Annotated in this window: 15 protein-coding genes; 1 reads left to right on the forward strand and 14 read right to left on the reverse strand. The window is 64.7% G+C overall.

Annotation, left to right across the window (positions count from 1 at the left end; all coding sequences use genetic code 11):
• Positions 1-32 precede the first annotated feature (32 nt).
• The 13 genes from CupriaWKF_RS28780 to CupriaWKF_RS28840 form a co-directional block, all read right to left on the reverse strand.
• Positions 33-1,190: a CoA transferase gene (locus CupriaWKF_RS28780; protein ID WP_276101819.1), complete on the reverse strand. Its 1,158-nt coding sequence runs from the start codon at positions 1,188-1,190 to the stop codon at positions 33-35.
• Between the two features lie 13 nt (positions 1,191-1,203).
• Positions 1,204-2,370 carry an acyl-CoA dehydrogenase family protein gene (locus CupriaWKF_RS28785; RefSeq protein ID WP_276101820.1) on the reverse strand — a complete coding sequence of 389 codons (1,167 nt, stop codon included), beginning with the start codon at positions 2,368-2,370 and terminating at the stop codon, positions 1,204-1,206.
• A 21-nt stretch (positions 2,371-2,391) separates the two neighbouring features.
• Complete coding sequence (locus CupriaWKF_RS28790) at positions 2,392-3,372, reverse strand: tripartite tricarboxylate transporter substrate binding protein (protein ID WP_276101821.1); 981 nt, start codon at positions 3,370-3,372, stop codon at positions 2,392-2,394.
• Between the two features lie 91 nt (positions 3,373-3,463).
• The gene (locus CupriaWKF_RS28795; RefSeq protein ID WP_276101822.1) at positions 3,464-3,853 is read right to left on the reverse strand and encodes a cupin domain-containing protein; all 390 of its coding nucleotides are present in this window, start codon (positions 3,851-3,853) and stop codon (positions 3,464-3,466) included.
• Between the two features lie 118 nt (positions 3,854-3,971).
• The gene (locus CupriaWKF_RS28800; protein ID WP_276101823.1) at positions 3,972-4,565 is read right to left on the reverse strand and encodes a uracil-DNA glycosylase family protein; all 594 of its coding nucleotides are present in this window, start codon (positions 4,563-4,565) and stop codon (positions 3,972-3,974) included.
• A gap of 120 nt (positions 4,566-4,685) precedes the next feature.
• Positions 4,686-5,432, reverse strand: a complete 747-nt coding sequence (locus CupriaWKF_RS28805) for an SDR family NAD(P)-dependent oxidoreductase (RefSeq protein ID WP_276101824.1) — start codon at positions 5,430-5,432, stop codon at positions 4,686-4,688.
• Between the two features lie 1,050 nt (positions 5,433-6,482).
• Positions 6,483-7,643 (reverse strand): porin, encoded by a 1,161-nt coding sequence (locus CupriaWKF_RS28810; RefSeq protein ID WP_276101825.1) that lies wholly within the window; start codon positions 7,641-7,643, stop codon positions 6,483-6,485.
• A gap of 151 nt (positions 7,644-7,794) precedes the next feature.
• Positions 7,795-8,643: a TauD/TfdA family dioxygenase gene (locus CupriaWKF_RS28815; RefSeq protein ID WP_276101826.1), complete on the reverse strand. Its 849-nt coding sequence runs from the start codon at positions 8,641-8,643 to the stop codon at positions 7,795-7,797.
• A 12-nt stretch (positions 8,644-8,655) separates the two neighbouring features.
• On the reverse strand, positions 8,656-9,636 hold the full coding sequence (locus tag CupriaWKF_RS28820; protein WP_276101827.1) for a tripartite tricarboxylate transporter substrate binding protein: 981 nt from the start codon (positions 9,634-9,636) through the stop codon (positions 8,656-8,658).
• Between the two features lie 62 nt (positions 9,637-9,698).
• The gene (locus CupriaWKF_RS28825; protein ID WP_276101828.1) at positions 9,699-10,670 is read right to left on the reverse strand and encodes a quinone oxidoreductase; all 972 of its coding nucleotides are present in this window, start codon (positions 10,668-10,670) and stop codon (positions 9,699-9,701) included.
• A 66-nt stretch (positions 10,671-10,736) separates the two neighbouring features.
• Complete coding sequence (locus tag CupriaWKF_RS28830) at positions 10,737-11,483, reverse strand: SDR family oxidoreductase (RefSeq protein ID WP_276101829.1); 747 nt, start codon at positions 11,481-11,483, stop codon at positions 10,737-10,739.
• A 105-nt stretch (positions 11,484-11,588) separates the two neighbouring features.
• Entirely contained in the window at positions 11,589-12,647 is a 1,059-nt protein-coding gene (locus CupriaWKF_RS28835; protein WP_276101830.1) for a 3-keto-5-aminohexanoate cleavage protein, read from the reverse strand.
• A 101-nt stretch (positions 12,648-12,748) separates the two neighbouring features.
• On the reverse strand, positions 12,749-13,684 hold the full coding sequence (locus CupriaWKF_RS28840) for a 3-keto-5-aminohexanoate cleavage protein (RefSeq protein ID WP_276101831.1): 936 nt from the start codon (positions 13,682-13,684) through the stop codon (positions 12,749-12,751).
• A 163-nt stretch (positions 13,685-13,847) separates the two neighbouring features.
• Here CupriaWKF_RS28840 and CupriaWKF_RS28845 point away from each other — a divergent pair, with 163 nt between their 5' ends.
• Complete coding sequence (locus CupriaWKF_RS28845; protein WP_276103268.1) at positions 13,848-14,882, forward strand: AraC family transcriptional regulator; 1,035 nt, start codon at positions 13,848-13,850, stop codon at positions 14,880-14,882.
• A 121-nt stretch (positions 14,883-15,003) separates the two neighbouring features.
• Here CupriaWKF_RS28845 and CupriaWKF_RS28850 read toward each other — a convergent pair whose 3' ends face one another.
• Positions 15,004-16,005 carry an NAD(P)-dependent alcohol dehydrogenase gene (locus CupriaWKF_RS28850; protein ID WP_276101832.1) on the reverse strand — a complete coding sequence of 334 codons (1,002 nt, stop codon included), beginning with the start codon at positions 16,003-16,005 and terminating at the stop codon, positions 15,004-15,006.
• Positions 16,006-16,105: the final 100 nt, after the last annotated feature.

The following is a 16,105-nucleotide window of genomic DNA, read 5'->3' on the forward strand; positions in this document are numbered from 1 at the left end:
TCAGCCTTGCCGTGCGCGGATTGTACGCGTCTTCATGCATCGTCCGGCGACGGCAGCGCCTGCGCCCATGTGCGGATATTGCCGGGCGTGCGCGAGAAGCGCGTCGGGATGCCGATGCCGCGCAGGCGCCCTTCGGTCGGATGCTCGTACTCGAACACCATGCCGGTGGCGCGCAGGTGCGGGTCCTGCACCACGTCTTCGAATGCCGGCACCTCGCTGTGCGGGATGTCGGCATCGGCCAGCAGCGCGAGCCACTGCGCCGTGGTCTTGCGGCTGACGATATCGGCCAGCGTGGCATACAGCTCGTCGATATTGGCACTGCGCGCCGCCGGGTCGATATAGCGCGGATCTTCCGCAAGTTCCGCATGACCGGACAGCGCGAAGAAGCGCGCCCATTGCGGCGTGGTATATGGCAGCAGCGCAATATAGCCGTCCAGCGTGCGGTAAGGCTTGCGGTGCGGCGACATCACGCGCGGGTAGCCGCATGCGCCCTGCTCTGGCACGAACGTATGCCCGGCAAGCTGTTCCGCCGCAAGGAACGACACCAGCGTCTCGAACATCGGCACCTCGATGGCCTGGCCCTGCCCCGAGCGCTCGCGCTCGTACAGCGCCATCGGGATGGCATAGGCCACCGTCAGGCCGGCGACCTTGTCGGCGAGGATAGTGTTGACGTACTGCGGACCCTCGGTGCTGTTGGCACCCTGGAACTGCGCCAGGCCGCTGCGTGCCTGGATGATGTCATCGAACGCGGGCATGCCGGCGTACGGCCCCGTTTCCGAGTAGCCGTAGGCACCGCAGTAGATCAGGCGCGGGTTGGACGCGCGCAGCGACTCGTAGTCCAGCCCCAGCTTGCGCAGCGACTGCGGGCGCACGTTGGAGATGAACACGTCGGCGCCGGCAATCAGGTCCTTGAGCCGCGCCAGGTCGTCCGCGCGCTTCACGTCGAGCACCAGGAACTGCTTGTTGCGGTTCAGGTTGAGGAAGGTGGCGCCCATGCCCGCGTGCAGCGCGGGCTCGGCATGCCGGAAGACGTCGCCGGCAGGCGCCTCCACCTTGATCACCTCGGCACCCATGTCGGCGAGGATCTGCGTCGCGTACGGCCCCATCCCGACCGAGGTCATATCCACTACGCGCACGCCTGCCAGCGGCCCGGTGGCCCTCGGGGTTGCTGCCGCGTTCTGCATCGTCATCGTGGCCTCCCGCTCAGTACGACTTGGGCAGGCCCAGCACGCGCTCGGCAATGAAGCACATGATGAGCTGCGGGCTCACCGGCGCAATACGCGGGATATACGACTCGCGCAGCAGCCGCTCGACGCGGTACTCGCGCGAGTAGCCCATGCCGCCCAGCGTCAGGATCGCGGTCTGGCAGGCATTGTGGCCCGCTTCGGCCGCCAGGTACTTGGCGGTGTTGGCCTCGGCGCCGCAGGACTCGCCCGCGTCGTAGCGCGCGGCGGCCTTGAGCATCATCAGGTTGGCCGCTTCAAGCTGCATCCACGCCTGCGCGAGCGGATGCTGCACGCCCTGGTTCATGCCGATGGGCCGGCCGAACACCACGCGCTCCTTCGCATACTGCGTCGCAATGGCCAGCGCCGCGCGGCCCAGGCCGATGGCCTCGGCGGCGATCAGGATGCGTTCGGGGTTCAGGCCATGCAGGATGTACTCGAAGCCGCGCCCTTCCTCGCCGATGCGGTCTTCTTCGGGGATGAACAGGTCGTCGATGAACAGCATGTTGGTATCGACGGCCGAGCGGCCCATCTTGTCGATCTCGCGGATCTCGATCTTGCTGCGGTCCACCTTCGTGTAGAACAGCGACAGGCCTTCGGTCGGCTTCTTCACCGATTCCAGCGGCGTGGTGCGCGCCAGCAGCAGCATGCGGTCGGCCACCTGCGCGGTCGAGATCCAGATCTTGCGGCCCGTCACCGAATAGCCGCCCTCCACCTTGCGCGCGTAGGTCTTGAGCTTGGTGGTATCGAGGCCCGCGTCGGGCTCGGTCACGCCGAAGCAGGCCTTCTCCTTGCCCGCGATCAGCGGCGGCAGGAAGCGCGCCTTCTGCTCGTCGGTGCCGAACACCACGACCGGGTTCAGCCCGAACACGTTCATGTGCACCGCCGACGCACCGCTCATGCCAGCGCCGGACTCGGAGATAGTCTGCATGACCAGCGCCGCTTCCAGGATGCCCAGCCCCGCGCCGCCGTACTGCTCGGGCATGGCCACGCCCAGCCAGCCGCCTTCGCACAGGGTCTTGTAGAACTCGTGCGGATAGATGTGAGAGACGTCCAGCTTGTTCCAGTACTCCATGTCGAACTGTGCGCAGACCTGCTGCACGGCTTCGACGATCGACTGCTGTTCGGCGGAGAGATCGAAATTCATGTCGGTGTTCCTCGTACTTTTTTATTCAGCCTCGATGCCGGCGTCCTTCACCAGCCGCGACCACTTCTGCAGTTCGGCCACGACGAACTGGCCGAGCTCGGCCGGCGTGCTGCCGAACGGTTCGAAGCCGAATGCGTGGAACTGCGGGGCGTACTGCTTGCTGGAGGCAATGGCCACCAGTTCATGGTTCAGGCGCTCGACCACCGGCGCTGGCGTGCCAGCCGGCGCAAAGATGCCGTTCCACGAGGTGATATCGAATCCCTTGAGCTCAGGCTGGCTGGCCAGCGGCGGCAGGTCCGGCAGCAGCGCGCTGCGCTGCGCGGTGGTCACCGCCAGCGCGCGCAGCTTGCCGGCCTTGACGTTGGCGATGCCAGCGGCAAAATCGACGAACATGACCTGCACCTGGCCGCCGATCACATCCGTCATCGCCGGAGGCGTGCTCTTGTAGGGGACGTGCAGCATCTTCAGCCCGGCCATTTTCGACAGCGTGGCGCCGGCCACGATGCCGGTGCTGTTGCCGCTCGCATAGGACATGCCCGGGTGCGCCTTGGCATAGGCAATGAACTCCGGCAGCGTCTTGACCGGCAGCGACGGGCTGACCACCAGCATGAACGGCAGGTTGCCCATGCGCGAGACCGGCGTGAAATCCTTCACCGGGTCGTAGCGCAGCTGCTTCATCAGCGACGGGTTGGCCGAATGCGTGGTGTTGGTGGTCATGAACAGCGTGTAGCCATCAGCCGGCGCCTTGGCCACGAACTCGGCCGCGATGGTGCCGTTGGCGCCGGGCCGGTTGTCCACGACCACCGGCTGCTTGAGCGATTCACCGAGGTATTTGGCCGTCAGGCGCGCCACCGCGTCGGTGCCGCTGCCCGCGGCGAACGGCACCACCAGCCGGATCGGCTTGGACGGATAAGGTTCCGCCGCGCCCGCCGGGGAAATCATGGCCATGGCGGCACCACAGCCCACCGCCAGGGTGAGCAAAGCCTGTTTTGCGAACTTCACGATGCTGGTCTCCTGTTTCAGCGTGTCAGTGCCGGTCTGTGGCGCCGGCTGTCGGACGGGGGAATTGGAATTCGGAAGCTGGGCGGCGGCGCTACGCGGGCCGCACGACGCGCTCCGGGGATTCTTCGTAAGGCGGGGAATAGATCACGAGGATCTTGGCCGGCTCGTCGCTCACCACGGTGAACACGTGCATGGTGTCCGGCGGAAAGTAGCAGCAGTCGCCCGGCCCCAGTTCCTTGCTCTGGCCGCCGACCTCGGCAATGGCGCGGCCTTCCAGCACGTAGCAGACCTGCTCGATGCCCGGGTGCGCGTGCGGCAGCGCGCCCTTGCCCTTCTCGATCGTGCCGTGCAGGACTTCGAGGTGGCGCGCGCCGACAGTCTCGGGGGAAATCAGCCGGCGGTTGAGGGTGCCGGTGTGGTTGGCCGGGTGGTAGCCCGGGGTATCTGCGGTGGAAACGAAATAGACGGGGGATTTCGGCATGTCGCGTGCGGCCCAAGGCCTCTAATTCATGTCTGTGAATTAAAGTTTATCATCATGAATTATTGAGGCAAGACCGATTAGGCGGATCCCGGGTTTACACCGGTGCCGGATGCGGCGTTCAGTCCGCCAGCGCCATGGCCACCTGCTGCCGTAGCCGCGGCACGACGTCTGCCTCGAACCACGGGTTGCGACGCAGCCAGAGCCGGTTGCGCGGGCTGGGATGCGGCAAAGGCAGGAAATCGGGCAGGTAGTCGGCGTAAGCGGCAACCGTGTCGGTCAGCGTCGGCCTGGCATGGCCCCTGAGGTAGTACGCCTGGGCGTAGCGGCCGACCAGGAGCGTGAGCCTGATATGTGGCATGGTCGCCAGCAACCGGGCGTGCCACAGGGGCGCGCATTCGGGCCGCGGCGGCAGGTCGCCGCTGGCACCCTTGCCGGGGTAGCAGAAGCCCATCGGCACGATCGCCACGCGTCTGGCGTCGTAGAAGGCGTCACGCGTCATGTCCAGCCAGGTGCGCAGCTGGTCGCCCGACGGGTCGTTCCATGGGATGCCGGTTTCATGCACGCGGCGGCCGGGCGCCTGGCCGACGATCAGCAGGCGCGCGCTGGCGGCTGCCCGCACGACCGGGCGCGGTCCGCACGGCAAGTCGCAGGCGCGGCAGCCGGTGATGTCATCGAGAAGGATGTCGAGGGGGGAACGGGACTTGGCGGGCAATGTGCGCGGGCGGTATCGGTCGGGAGGTTTCAGTGTAGTCCTGCCCCCCGTCCGCCGGCTCCCGCGGCCGCCCAGTCTGGCGACGAGTGCCGCGAAAGCTTTCCATGATTTGCTTTTCTCCTATTGGGCGGTATAGCCGCCATCCACCATCAGGCTGGTTCCAGCCATGAACGAGGCATCATCGCTTGCCAGGAACGTGATGGCCGCGGCAATTTCCTCTGCCCGGCCGAGCCGGCCGATCGGATGGAGGTTCGTGACCTGCGCGAGGAAATCGGTGCCGGCGCCAGCGATCAACGGTGTCTCGATATACCCGGGGCATACCGCATTGACCCGAATGCCCTCCTTTGCGCAGGCCACACCGAGCGAGCGCATCATGTTCACCACGCCGCCCTTGGCCGCGTTGTATGCCGTGGCGCCCGGCCTGCCGACATGGCCCAGCACCGAGGCGACATTGACGACCGCGCCGCCGCCTCCCTGCTGCTTCATCTGCGCGATGGCGTACTTGTTGCTGAGGAATACGCCGGTGAGGTTCACGTCCAGCATCTGGTGCCAGGCCTCGCTGGTAAGCGATTCGACCGGCACGGCTTGCTGCGCGATACCGGCATTCGCGACCATGATGTCGAGCCGGCCAAAATCCCGCGCCACCGCTGCCACCAGTTCACGCACCTCGTGCTCGCGCGTGACGTCCACGCGCGAGAATTGCACCGCATGCCCCGCGCCGGCCAGCTTGCGGGCCAGCCGCTCGCCGCGTTCCGACAGGTCCGTCAGCACCACCGTCGCACCTTCGGCGACGAACCGCCGCACGGTTGCCGCGCCAATCCCGCTGGCGCCTCCGGTGACAATCGCCACCCTGTTCTTCAGCTTCATCGATCCCTCTGCGGTTGTCCGCGGACTGGTTGCCTGTTGAAAACAAAGAAGAGGTCCCACAGGCGTTGCCCGTGGAACCTCCGAAACCCGGATGCCGGGAAAGTGTCATAAAGACCGGAGATCGGCATCCGGGGTGAGGAAGTTATGAATGTCCAATCTCAAAGCTCGCGGGGATGCCGTGGGCACAGGCTGCTAGCTGCCCGCGGCACCGCCGCCATGCGGGTCGATCGCGGTAGGAATGCTCATTACTGAGCACCCCCCGCACAGATCCGTACGAGCCCGATTCGGGCATACGGCTCCTACCTTGGGTGTTTGACGTCAAAGCGCCGGTCAGGCCACGGATGAAGGATTCGGGGCGGCGGGAGCCATGCATCCGCGATCCGCTCGACCCGCTTCCACGTCATGTGATCCTTTTGACTGCGACGCCGAAGCGCACGCCGCCAGAGGTCCATAACGTGGTAACGGAAAGCGCCGAGTGCTCGCGAATTCGTTGGTACTGCGTGGTACGCGAAGTATCCGCGCACCACAGTCCCTGTGGCACGCTTACCCGGTTCTGTGCCCGGCACGTGTTGGACTGACCCATGCTCCCCTTGGTCCCCGCCCTTCGCTCCACCCACTCCGGAGCCTTCACGGCGTTGTTCGCAGGCTTCTTCGCTACTACGGCGGAGTCTGACTTCTCCCGTCCGTTCATCATCGGCTACGGCTCCTCGCCTTCCCGATGCGGACCAGCCCATGCCGCGACTGGCCAGACGAGAGATCTCCCGGTTCCCGTGCAAAGAGCGTCCGTGCGTGCCAGGGTCTTCGACCACGCCGGGTCGTTGAGGCGCTCGCGCTCACGCGCCTCTTCGTATTGCCTTCCGCGTTCTGAACCGCGTCGGCACCCGGAATTGCATATCTATCGCGGCTCAATGGCTGGCCCGCACGCTCCCCTACCGACGCTTCGCCGACCACCTCGCGGCGGCCTGCGCACGGCTCGGGGCCGATGTGGTTCGCTATTCCTTCATCGTAGTGGACTCTCACCACCTACTCCTTGCCGGTCTCCCGGCGCACTCAGAAGATATGGCGGATGCCGACGGCCGCGCCATACATGGATTTCTGCCCGCTGGACAGCGAGTAGCTGTTGCCCAGCGACAGGCTGGTGGCGAAGCCGATTGCCGCCGAGTCCATGGCCAGGCCGGCGTTGCGCGTATATGCCGTGGTCAGGTAGACGTCGGTCCGCTTCGAGAACGCATAGTCGGCAATCAGGGCAATCTGCCACGGATTGGCCGCATTCGTGCTGCCGCCGAGGTTCTTCAGGTTCTGGTAGTCGTACTCCAGCGTGAAGTCCAGCGCCGTCGACACGCGGTACTGCCCACCGATCCAGTAGAAGTCGTCGCGCAGGAACTCTTTGCCGGTCTGGTCCTTGTTCTGCCCCCAGCGGTAGCCGCCCATCACCTTGCCCGCGCCAATCGCATAGCTGGCCATGACGGCCGCCTTTTTTATCGTGCCGTTGCCAGTGCCGATCGTCGGGTTCCACTGGTCATAGGCAACGCCCAGGCCGAGCGGGCCGTTCATGTAGGTCACGCCGGCACCGTAGGCCGAATCGCGCCGGAACTGGCCGGGCACTTCGCCATTGCCGCCCAAGGTGGGAATACCGGGATTGATCTGCGGCAGCGTGGTGCCGACGCCGAACGACCAGTGCGCCATGGCGGTCACGGGACCGAACGTGCCCGTGTACTGCGCCACGTTGTCCTCGCGGAAGTTCGCGCCGGCAATGACGCCCGCCGGTTCATACTGCGTGGCGAAGCGGGCCGGCACGAAGTTGGCCATCGACACGAACAGCGACGTGTACTGGCGGCCGAAGGTGACCTGCCCGTAGCTGTCCGACTTGACGCCGACAAAGGCCTGGCGGCCGAACATGCGTCCGCCCTGCTGCAGGGTGCCGGCATCGAGGTTGAAGCCGCTTTCCAGCACGAAGACGGACTTCAGTCCGCTACCGAGGTCTTCCGTGCCGCGCAGGCCCCAACGCGAGCCGGAGTAGCCGCCGGAGTTCTCGCGGACCACCGAATGGCCCGTGCCAGGATTGAAGCCGTTGGCCGGCGTCGGCACGACGCCGACCTTGTTGACGTATTCGATGTTGACGTCGGTCACGCCGTACAGCGTTACGCTGGACTGCGCCTGGGCTGCACCACATGCCATCGCGGCGGCCAGGGCAAGAATTGCTCTCTTCATCTACTCCCATCCTCCATGGTTCAACGTTTTGATTTGTTTGTTTTCAAGCTCAGTCACTACGACTTCCGGCGTCTGCGCGCGCCGTTGCTACAAAGAGGCGGACCTTGCGATCCGCCCCCTTTTTGGTCAACGATCACCAACCCGCCCCTGATCAGAAAGGACGGTCTCCGATGATCGTTGCGCGGTCCATCCTCCGGTGGCACGGCGGATAGTCCATGACGGCGTAATGCTGGGTCGACCGGTTGTCCCAGATCGCCACGCTGTTCTTCTTCCAGCGCCAGCGGACCTGGTATTCGGGGATGGTCGCCTGCGTCACCAGGTAGCGCAGCAGGTCCGCCGCCCCGGGGTTGTTGTCCTGGCCGAAACGCACGCGCGCCGGCGTGTGGAAATTGGTGAAGTGCGTGGTAAACCCGTTGACGAACAGCACCTTCTCGCCGGTCTCCGGGTGGGTCCGCACCACCGGGTGCTCGGCGTCAGGAAACTGGGCCTTCAACGCCAGGCGCTTTTCGATGGGCATGGCGGCGCCAAAGCTCGCCTCGATGCTGTGACGCGCGCGCAGGTCGGCGATCTGCTCCTTGACGTGGGCCGGCAGGTTTTCGTACGCCAGCGCCATGTTGGCCCACATGGTGTCGCCCCCGACCGGCGGGCACTCGCGGCACCGCAGGACAGCGCCAAGCGGCGGTGCTTCGCGCCAGGTAGCATCCGTGTGCCAGGCGTTCTCGTAGCGATCCGGCGGGTTCTCGGGCGTCTTGTAGATCTGCACCAGCCCCGGATTCTCCGGATCGCTGCCCGTCACGGGGTGATCCTCCAGATCCCCGAAGCGCCGGGCAAAGGCCACGTGCTGGGCGGCCGTGATGTCCTGGTCGCGCAGGAACAGCACGCGGTGCCTGAGCAGCGCCTCGCGAATGCCGGCGAACAGACCGTCGTCATGGATCGCATCGGCCAGGCTGACCCCGATGAGCTCGGCACCGATTGCGCAGGTAAGTTGTTCAACTCGCATGGTCGATCGGTGTTATTCCGGCTGGATATGGAAGGCCTTCACGATGCGGGCGTTGCGCTCGAAATCGGCGCGCAGATCCTGGCTGAGCTGGCCAAGGCTCTGCGGCTGCAGCGGCTCGAACCCGAGCGCGGCAATCCGTTCCTGCACGCTGGCCCTGGTGGCCGCCTTGTAGACCGCGGCCTGGATTTTCTCGGTCAGCTCTGCCGGCACCTTGGACGACACGAACACGCCGGTCCAGTTGCTGAAGTCAATGTCCGGATAACCGAGTTCGGCGAAGGTCGGCACCTGCGGGAGTATCGGCAGGCGCTGCTTCGCGGCCACGGCATAGGCCTTCAGCTTGCCCGCCTTGAGGTACGGCAGCGAGGTCACCATGCCGTCATACATCACGGCGATCTGCCCGCCCATCACCTGCGTCAGGGCCGGCGGCGATCCCGGGAACGGGATGTTCTGCAGATCCATCCCCGCCTTCTGGTTCATGATCATGCCGGCGTACTGCGAGGCCGTGCCCGGGCCGTAGGTGGCAAAGCTCAGGTTGCCCGGGTGCGCCTTGACGTAGCTGATCAGCCCCGGCAGGTCCTTCGCCGGCAGGCTCGGCGAGCTGACGAGCAGCAGCGTCGACTTGGCCGCGGCGGCAACCGGCTTCACGTCCTTCATCGGATCGTAGGGCAGCTTCATCACGTGCGGGATCTCCGCAAACACATTGGTCGCCGACACCAGGATGGTCTGCCCATCGGGCGGTGCCGCCAACATGGCGCCGACCGCGATGGCGCCGCCGGCTCCCGGCTTGTTGTCGACGATCACCGGTTGTCCCAGGTCTGCCGTGAGTTGTTCTGACAGCATGCGGGCCATCACATCCATCGTGCCGCCGGCAGGCGCAGGCACCAGCACCCGAACCGGTTTGTTGGTCCACGCCATGGCGGCAGGCATGGCAAGCGCCAGGATCGTCGCGGCGACGACGCGGCGTACGCGCAGGAAGGCAGGTCGATTCGACATCTCTAGTCTCCGTTTTGGAACTTCCGGCAATGTGCACTTGCCTTGTTGAAAGCAGTCTCGCCTTACGGCACCAGTACCGTTGCGCCGCTCGTCTGCCTGTTCTCCAGGGCGCGATGGGCCTGCGCGGCATCCTCCAGCGCGAACTGCTGCTTCGGTTCGCTGGCGATCTTTCCGGCCATCACCATGTCGAACACCTCGTTGGCCATGGCGAGCATGTGCGAGCGCGGCGTGGCGTAGTGCACCATGGCCGGACGCGTGACCCAGAGCGAGCCTTTCGCCGCAAGGGTGCGGCTGTCGATCTCGACGGGACCGGAAGTCGTGCCGTTGCTGACCAGCGTGCCGCGCACCTGCAGGCAGGAGAGCGACGCGTCCAGCGTCGACTTGCCGACCGAATCGAACACCACCGGGACCTTCTTGCCGTCGGTGATTTCCATCACGCGGTCGACGATGTTCTCGCGCGAGGTGACGATCACGTGCGAACAGCCGTTGGCCCTGGCAAGTTCCGCCTTCTCGTCGGTGCTGACCGTGCCGATCATGTTCACGCCGAGCGCGCGGGCCCATTGGCAGGCGATCAGACCCACGCCGCCGGCCGCGGCGTGATAGAGGATGGTCTCGCCGCCCTTGAGCGGATAGACCTGGCGGAACAGGTACTGCGCCGTCATGCCCTTCATGATGAGCGTGGAGGCGACGCGGTCAGAGACCCCGTCCGGCAGCGGGATCAGCCACTCGGCGGGCATGACCCGCACGTCCGAGTAGGCACCCTGCGGGCCGAGCAGGTAGCCCACGCGGTCGCCCACGCGGATGTCCGTCACGCCGGGGCCCACGGCCTCGACCACACCCACGGCGTCGGAGCCCAGGCCGTTGGGGAGGTCCAGCGGATAGTGGCCGGTGCGGAAATAGATATCGATGAAGTTGACGGCGATGTAGCTATGCCTCACACGCGCCTGGCCGGGGCCGGGATCGCCGACCTCCACGGTCTCGAGCTTGAGGACATCAGCGCTGCCCGTCTCGTGAAACCGGATTGCCTTTGCCATGACTTGTCTCCTGAAAACTTTGTTCATTGCGTCTGAGCGCGACTTGCAGGCCCAGCGCGTCGGCGGCTACATCGCTGTCTTGCCGCCATTGACTGCGAGAATCTGGCCCGTTATGTACCTGGACCCGGTGGACGCCAGAAACACGATGGCGTCGGCAACCTCCTCGGGGGTCCCAATGCGACCCGCGGGGATACCCGCGGCCACTGCCGCAACGTTCTCGGCGCCTCCCGCAATGCGGTCCAGCATTCCGGTCTCGATCGGGCCGGGCGCCACCGCATTCACTCGCACATTCGATCTGGCCACATCGAGTGCCGCAGCCTTGGTCAAGCCCTCGATCGCGTGCTTGCTGGCCACGTACATGGGATTCTTTGCATTGCCGCGGCTTCCCATGGTGGACGAGAGGTTGATCACAACGCCTTCCTTCTGTTCCAGCATGACGCGCAATTCGTGCTTCATGCTCAGGAACGTCCCAAGGACATTGGCGTCGAAAGTTGTCGCATAGGATTCAACAGTCTGGTCGACGATCGATCCTGGCGTGCCTTCAGTCCCTGCACTGTTCACCGCGACATCGAGCCGCCCAAAACGCGTGACGGTATGCTCGATGAGTTTGCGGACCTGCTCTTCATTGCCTACATCAGCGGGCACGAACTCGGCCTCGGCCCCGAGCTCCCGGAGTTGAGACACCAGTGCAGCGCCTGCAGCGGCATTGCGGCCGGAGCAAACCAGCTGCGCCCCCTGACGGCCAAATGCAAGCGCAGTGGCGCGGCCGATTCCAGACGTGGCTCCCGTAACGAGAACGACGGTACGAGTCATGACAATCCCTTTTGAATCAAGTCAAAACGAAGCGATCCGGTCACCGCAATCAGGCTGATGTGCGCACAGCAACCGGATCGATTTCCTGTCTGCGCCGTAGCCGGCTCAGGCTGCGTTGCGCAGCGGCACGTTCTTGACACCCGGCTTGCGGTTCGGGGTCATGCCGTTGGCGGCCAGGGTTTCATCGATATCGTCATACCAGGTGCCAATGCGGTAGATTTCCCGCGCTTCCTTGCCATTGGCGATCTCGCGTCCCAGTTCCTTGGCGATACGCACGGTCTGCTGGATCTGCTGCACCGAGGTGAAGCGATTGCCATGCTGGTCGATGAGGGTGTCCTCGATGCCGCAGCGCACGTGCATGCCCATGGCCAGCGCCATCGTGTTCCACGGCAGCACGTTCTTGAACAGCGATTCGGAGGTAATGGTGCAGCCATCCGGCGCACGCTGGATGAAGTCGAACAGGTTGTACGGATGCGGCCCATGGTGGCCGCCGCCGATGCCGATGCAGGTCAGGTTGAGCGGGCCCTTGTAGAGCCCCCTGCGCACCATGCGGTCCAGCGTCTCGAGCGCATGCATGCCGACCAGCTGGAAGTGCGGCTGGATGCCGGCTTCCTGCAGGCGGCGCAGGTGCTCTTCCGCCCAGGCCGGGCCGGCCGGAACAATCATTTCCCGGTAGGCGTCGTAGACGGCCGGGTTGGCCATGTGCGTGCTCTCGTAGAATTCCGGGTAGATCAACTCCATGATGTTCATCTGGATGGTGTTGAGTGCTACCGTCACCTGGTCCGGCTTGGGGTCGAGATCCGCCAGCGCGTGGCGCGTGTCATCATCGAGCCACTTCGCGGCCTGGCCTTCGTCTTCCGGCGCGAACGAGATCGAGCCGCCGACCTGGATGATCATGTCCGGCACCGCCTTGCGCACGCCGGCGATCAGCTCGTTGAACATGGACAGGCGCTTGGAGCCCTTGCCATCCGGCTCGCGCACATGCAGGTGCAGCACGCTGGCGCCGGCTTCATAGCAATCCACCGCCTTCTGGATCTGCTCTTCCATGGTCACCGGGATGTCCTCCGGGAAATCCTCCGGCATCCACTCGGGGCCGTACGGGGCCACGGTGATGACCACCTTGTCCATGTTCTCCGGGTGCAGCGAATCATCCAGGAATTGCATGTCTGTCTCCTTGATAAGGGATTTATTGACCGGCGTCGCAGCAGGTTGCGGAGGCCGGGTCGGGTATTGATCGAGTTGAAAGCCGGGCGCCGCGGGACGACTCAGAATGCGACCGCATGCCTGCCCTTCAGCTGGAGCATGTCGCGCGTCTCGTCCGGCGTGGCCACCTCCAGATTCAGGGATTTCAGGATCCCGACGATGCGCCTGACCTGGTCGGCGTTACTGGTCGAAAGTTGGCCCCGACCCTCCCAGAGCGAATCCTCCAGGCCCACGCGGACATTGCCGCCCATCGCGGCCGCCATGGAAGCGATCGGCATCTGGCTGCGGCCCGCTCCGAGCACGGACCAGTAGTAGTCCTTGCCGAACAGCCGTTCGGCGGTGCGGCGCATATGCATGACGTCATCGGGATGCGTGCCGATGCCGCCGAGCAGGCCGAACACGGACTGGATGAAGAACGGCGGCTTGAGGATGCCGCGATCAATGAAATGCGCCGCCGTGTAGAGATGGCTGGTGTCGTAGCATTCGATCTCGAAGCGAGTCCCGTTGTCGGCGCACGATTCCAGGATGTAGCGAATTTCCTTGAACGTATTGCGGAAGACGCGGTCCTCCGAGCCCTCGAGATAAGGACGTTCCCAGTCGTACTTGAACGCCTTGTGCCTGCCGAGCATCGGATACAAGCCGAAGTTCATCGACCCCATGTTCAGCGACGCGACTTCAGGCTTGAGTTGCAGCGCCGGTTGCAGTCGTTCCTCGACGAGCATGTTGGGGGCGCCGCCAGTCGTGAGGTTGATGATGACGTCGGTGCGCGCGGCGATCTCCGGCAGGAATTCCCGGAACAGTGCGGGATCCTGCGACGGCTGGCCATTCTCGGGCTTGCGCGCGTGCAGGTGGACGATCGAGGCGCCAGCCTGGGCCGCGCCGATTGCCTCGCTGGCGATCTCTTCTGCCGTGATCGGCAGGTAGGGGGACATCGTCGGCGTGTGAATACCGCCCGTTACGGCGCAAGTGACTATGACCTTGTTCTGAGGGGCTGCCATGGGGTTCCGTCTGTCGTCGATTTACGGGGACTAGTCTAGTAATCCCCAGTCGGCCGCCACCTCTCATTTCACGACATTCATGTCTCATTTCATGACAGAATGTCGGGTATTCGGGTTTGCCCGGAGCGAACGAATCCGGGTTAAACCGGATGCAGGAGAAGCAATGGGCACATTGATTCGCACTGGCGTGCTGACCCACTATTTCAAGATTGCGCAGCAACTCGGCCTGGAACCGAAACCGCTGCTGCGCAAGCTCGGGTTGAGCAGCGAGAAGCTTGCGGATCCCGAACACTGGATTTCCGGAAGTGCTGCCGTGACCCTGCTGGAAGCGTCAGCGCGGCTCACGCAATGCCCGACGTTCGGGCTGCGCATGGCCGAGCTGTGGCAGCTGTCCGACCTTGGCGTCGTCAGCGTTTTGCTCACGCATCAGAAGACGCTGCGCGACGCGCTTGGCACCATGATTCAGTACCGGCACCTGATGAACGAGTTCCTGGTCATCCGCATCGAGGAGAGTGGCAGGAAGGTCATCGTGCGCGAGGACGTCGTCGCGGATGAAGCCGGGCCGACCGTGCAGTCGGTCGAGCTCGCACTGGGCACGCTTTCACGCCTGTGCAGCACGTTGATCGGCACGTCCTGGCAACCCCTCGGCGTCCATTTCACCCATGACGCGCCCGACGACCTGCGGCTGCACCGCCGCATCTTCGGGGGGAAGCTGGAGTTCTCAAGCGCGTTCAATGGCTTGATCTGCCGCGCTGCCGACCTGGACTTGCCCAACCCTATTGCCGACCCCGTCATGGCGCGCCATGCGCAACGCCTGCTTGCGGGTCTGCCGGGCGCCAACGAGCCGTCGATCGTGCTCGAGGTGCGCAAGGCGATCTATCTGATGCTGCCGGCAGGGCGCGCGACGATCGAGCAGGTTGCCCAGGGCCTGGGAATGAACGTGCGTACCCTGCAGCGCCAGCTGGAAGGCGCCGGGAAGGTCTTCTCGGACATGGTCAATGGCGTGCGGCGCGATCTCGTCATCCACTATATGGACAACAGAAGCTACTCGCTCGGACGCATCGCCGAATCGCTTGGCTATTCGACGTATGGCTCGTTCGTGCGCTGGTTCGCGGCGCAGTTCGACATGACGCCGACGCAGTGGCGCAGTACCAGGCCGGCAAAACAGGTTCTTCGCCGGAGTGTGGGGGAGGGATAAGGATGGGGGTTCTTGGCGGGCGCCGCTGTTTCGCCGGCGTAGCCGGCGAAACAGCGGCGCCCGCCAAGCACGACAACCCCAACCCCCACCCAAACCCTCCCTGACGCATCCCACGCCACGCTCAGATATCCAGCACGATCTTCCCGAAATGCCGCTGTCCCGCCTGATAGCGAAACGCATCGGCGATCTCATGCAGCGGAAACTGACGGTCGATGACAGGCCGGATGCCCGTGGCATTCAGCGCCCGCACCATGTCAAGCTGATGGCGCCGGCTGCCAACAAGCAGCCCCGTGATCCGCAACTGCTTGCGCAGGATCATCCTGACGTTGAACGGCGAATCCGCACCCGACAAGACGCCGATGATGGCCACGTGCCCGCCGGTACGTACCGCAGCGACCGACTGTTCCAGCGTCGCCGCACCACCCACTTCAATAACGTGATCCACGCCGGCGCCGCCGGTCAGCGCCCGTACCGTCTCGCCCCACTTGGGGTCGTCACGGTAGTTGATCACATGGTCCGCACCAAGACTGCGCAGGCGCGCAAGCTTGTCCTCCGAGCCCGAAGTCGCAATCACACAAGCGCCTGCCGCCTTGGCGAACTGGAGCGCGAATATCGACACGCCACCCGTCCCCAGGACCAGCACGGTTTCTCCGGGCTTCAGAGCGCCGTCAACGAACAGTGCCCGCCAGGCAGTCAGTCCCGCAGTCGTCAGCGTCGCCGCCTCGGCATGGCTATAGCCGTCCGGCGCATGCGTGAAAGCCGTTGCGGGCAAGGTCACGAGGTCTCGTGCAAAGCCGTCGATGCCATCACCGGGAACGGTGGCAAAGTCGGACAGGGCAGGTTCACCATCGAGCCATGTCGGGAAGAACGTGCTGACCACGCGGTCGCCGACTGAAAATTCCTTCACGCCTGTGCCCACTTCCGTGATGATCCCGGCGCCATCTGACATCGGAATGCGCCGCACGGCCCCGACTCCGCGGCTGACGACGCCAAAGTCGTGATAGTTCAGCGAGCTTGCGTGAATACGCACCGTGATTTCGCCAGGGCCAGGCGGTTGCGCTGTGGCGGTTCCAAGGACCAGGCGGTCAAGCCCTCCAGGTGGATCGAGGTAAATGGCTTTCATGGCAGTCAATGGTCTTTCCTCCGGAGGTTTTCACAACAGTATCTGCTTCCTCGTCGCCACCCCTGAGTATTGGCGAAGATGCGGCTGGCCATTTGACCTT

This window comes from Cupriavidus sp. WKF15 (genome assembly GCF_029278605.1).
In the GTDB taxonomy this organism is placed as follows: domain Bacteria; phylum Pseudomonadota; class Gammaproteobacteria; order Burkholderiales; family Burkholderiaceae; genus Cupriavidus.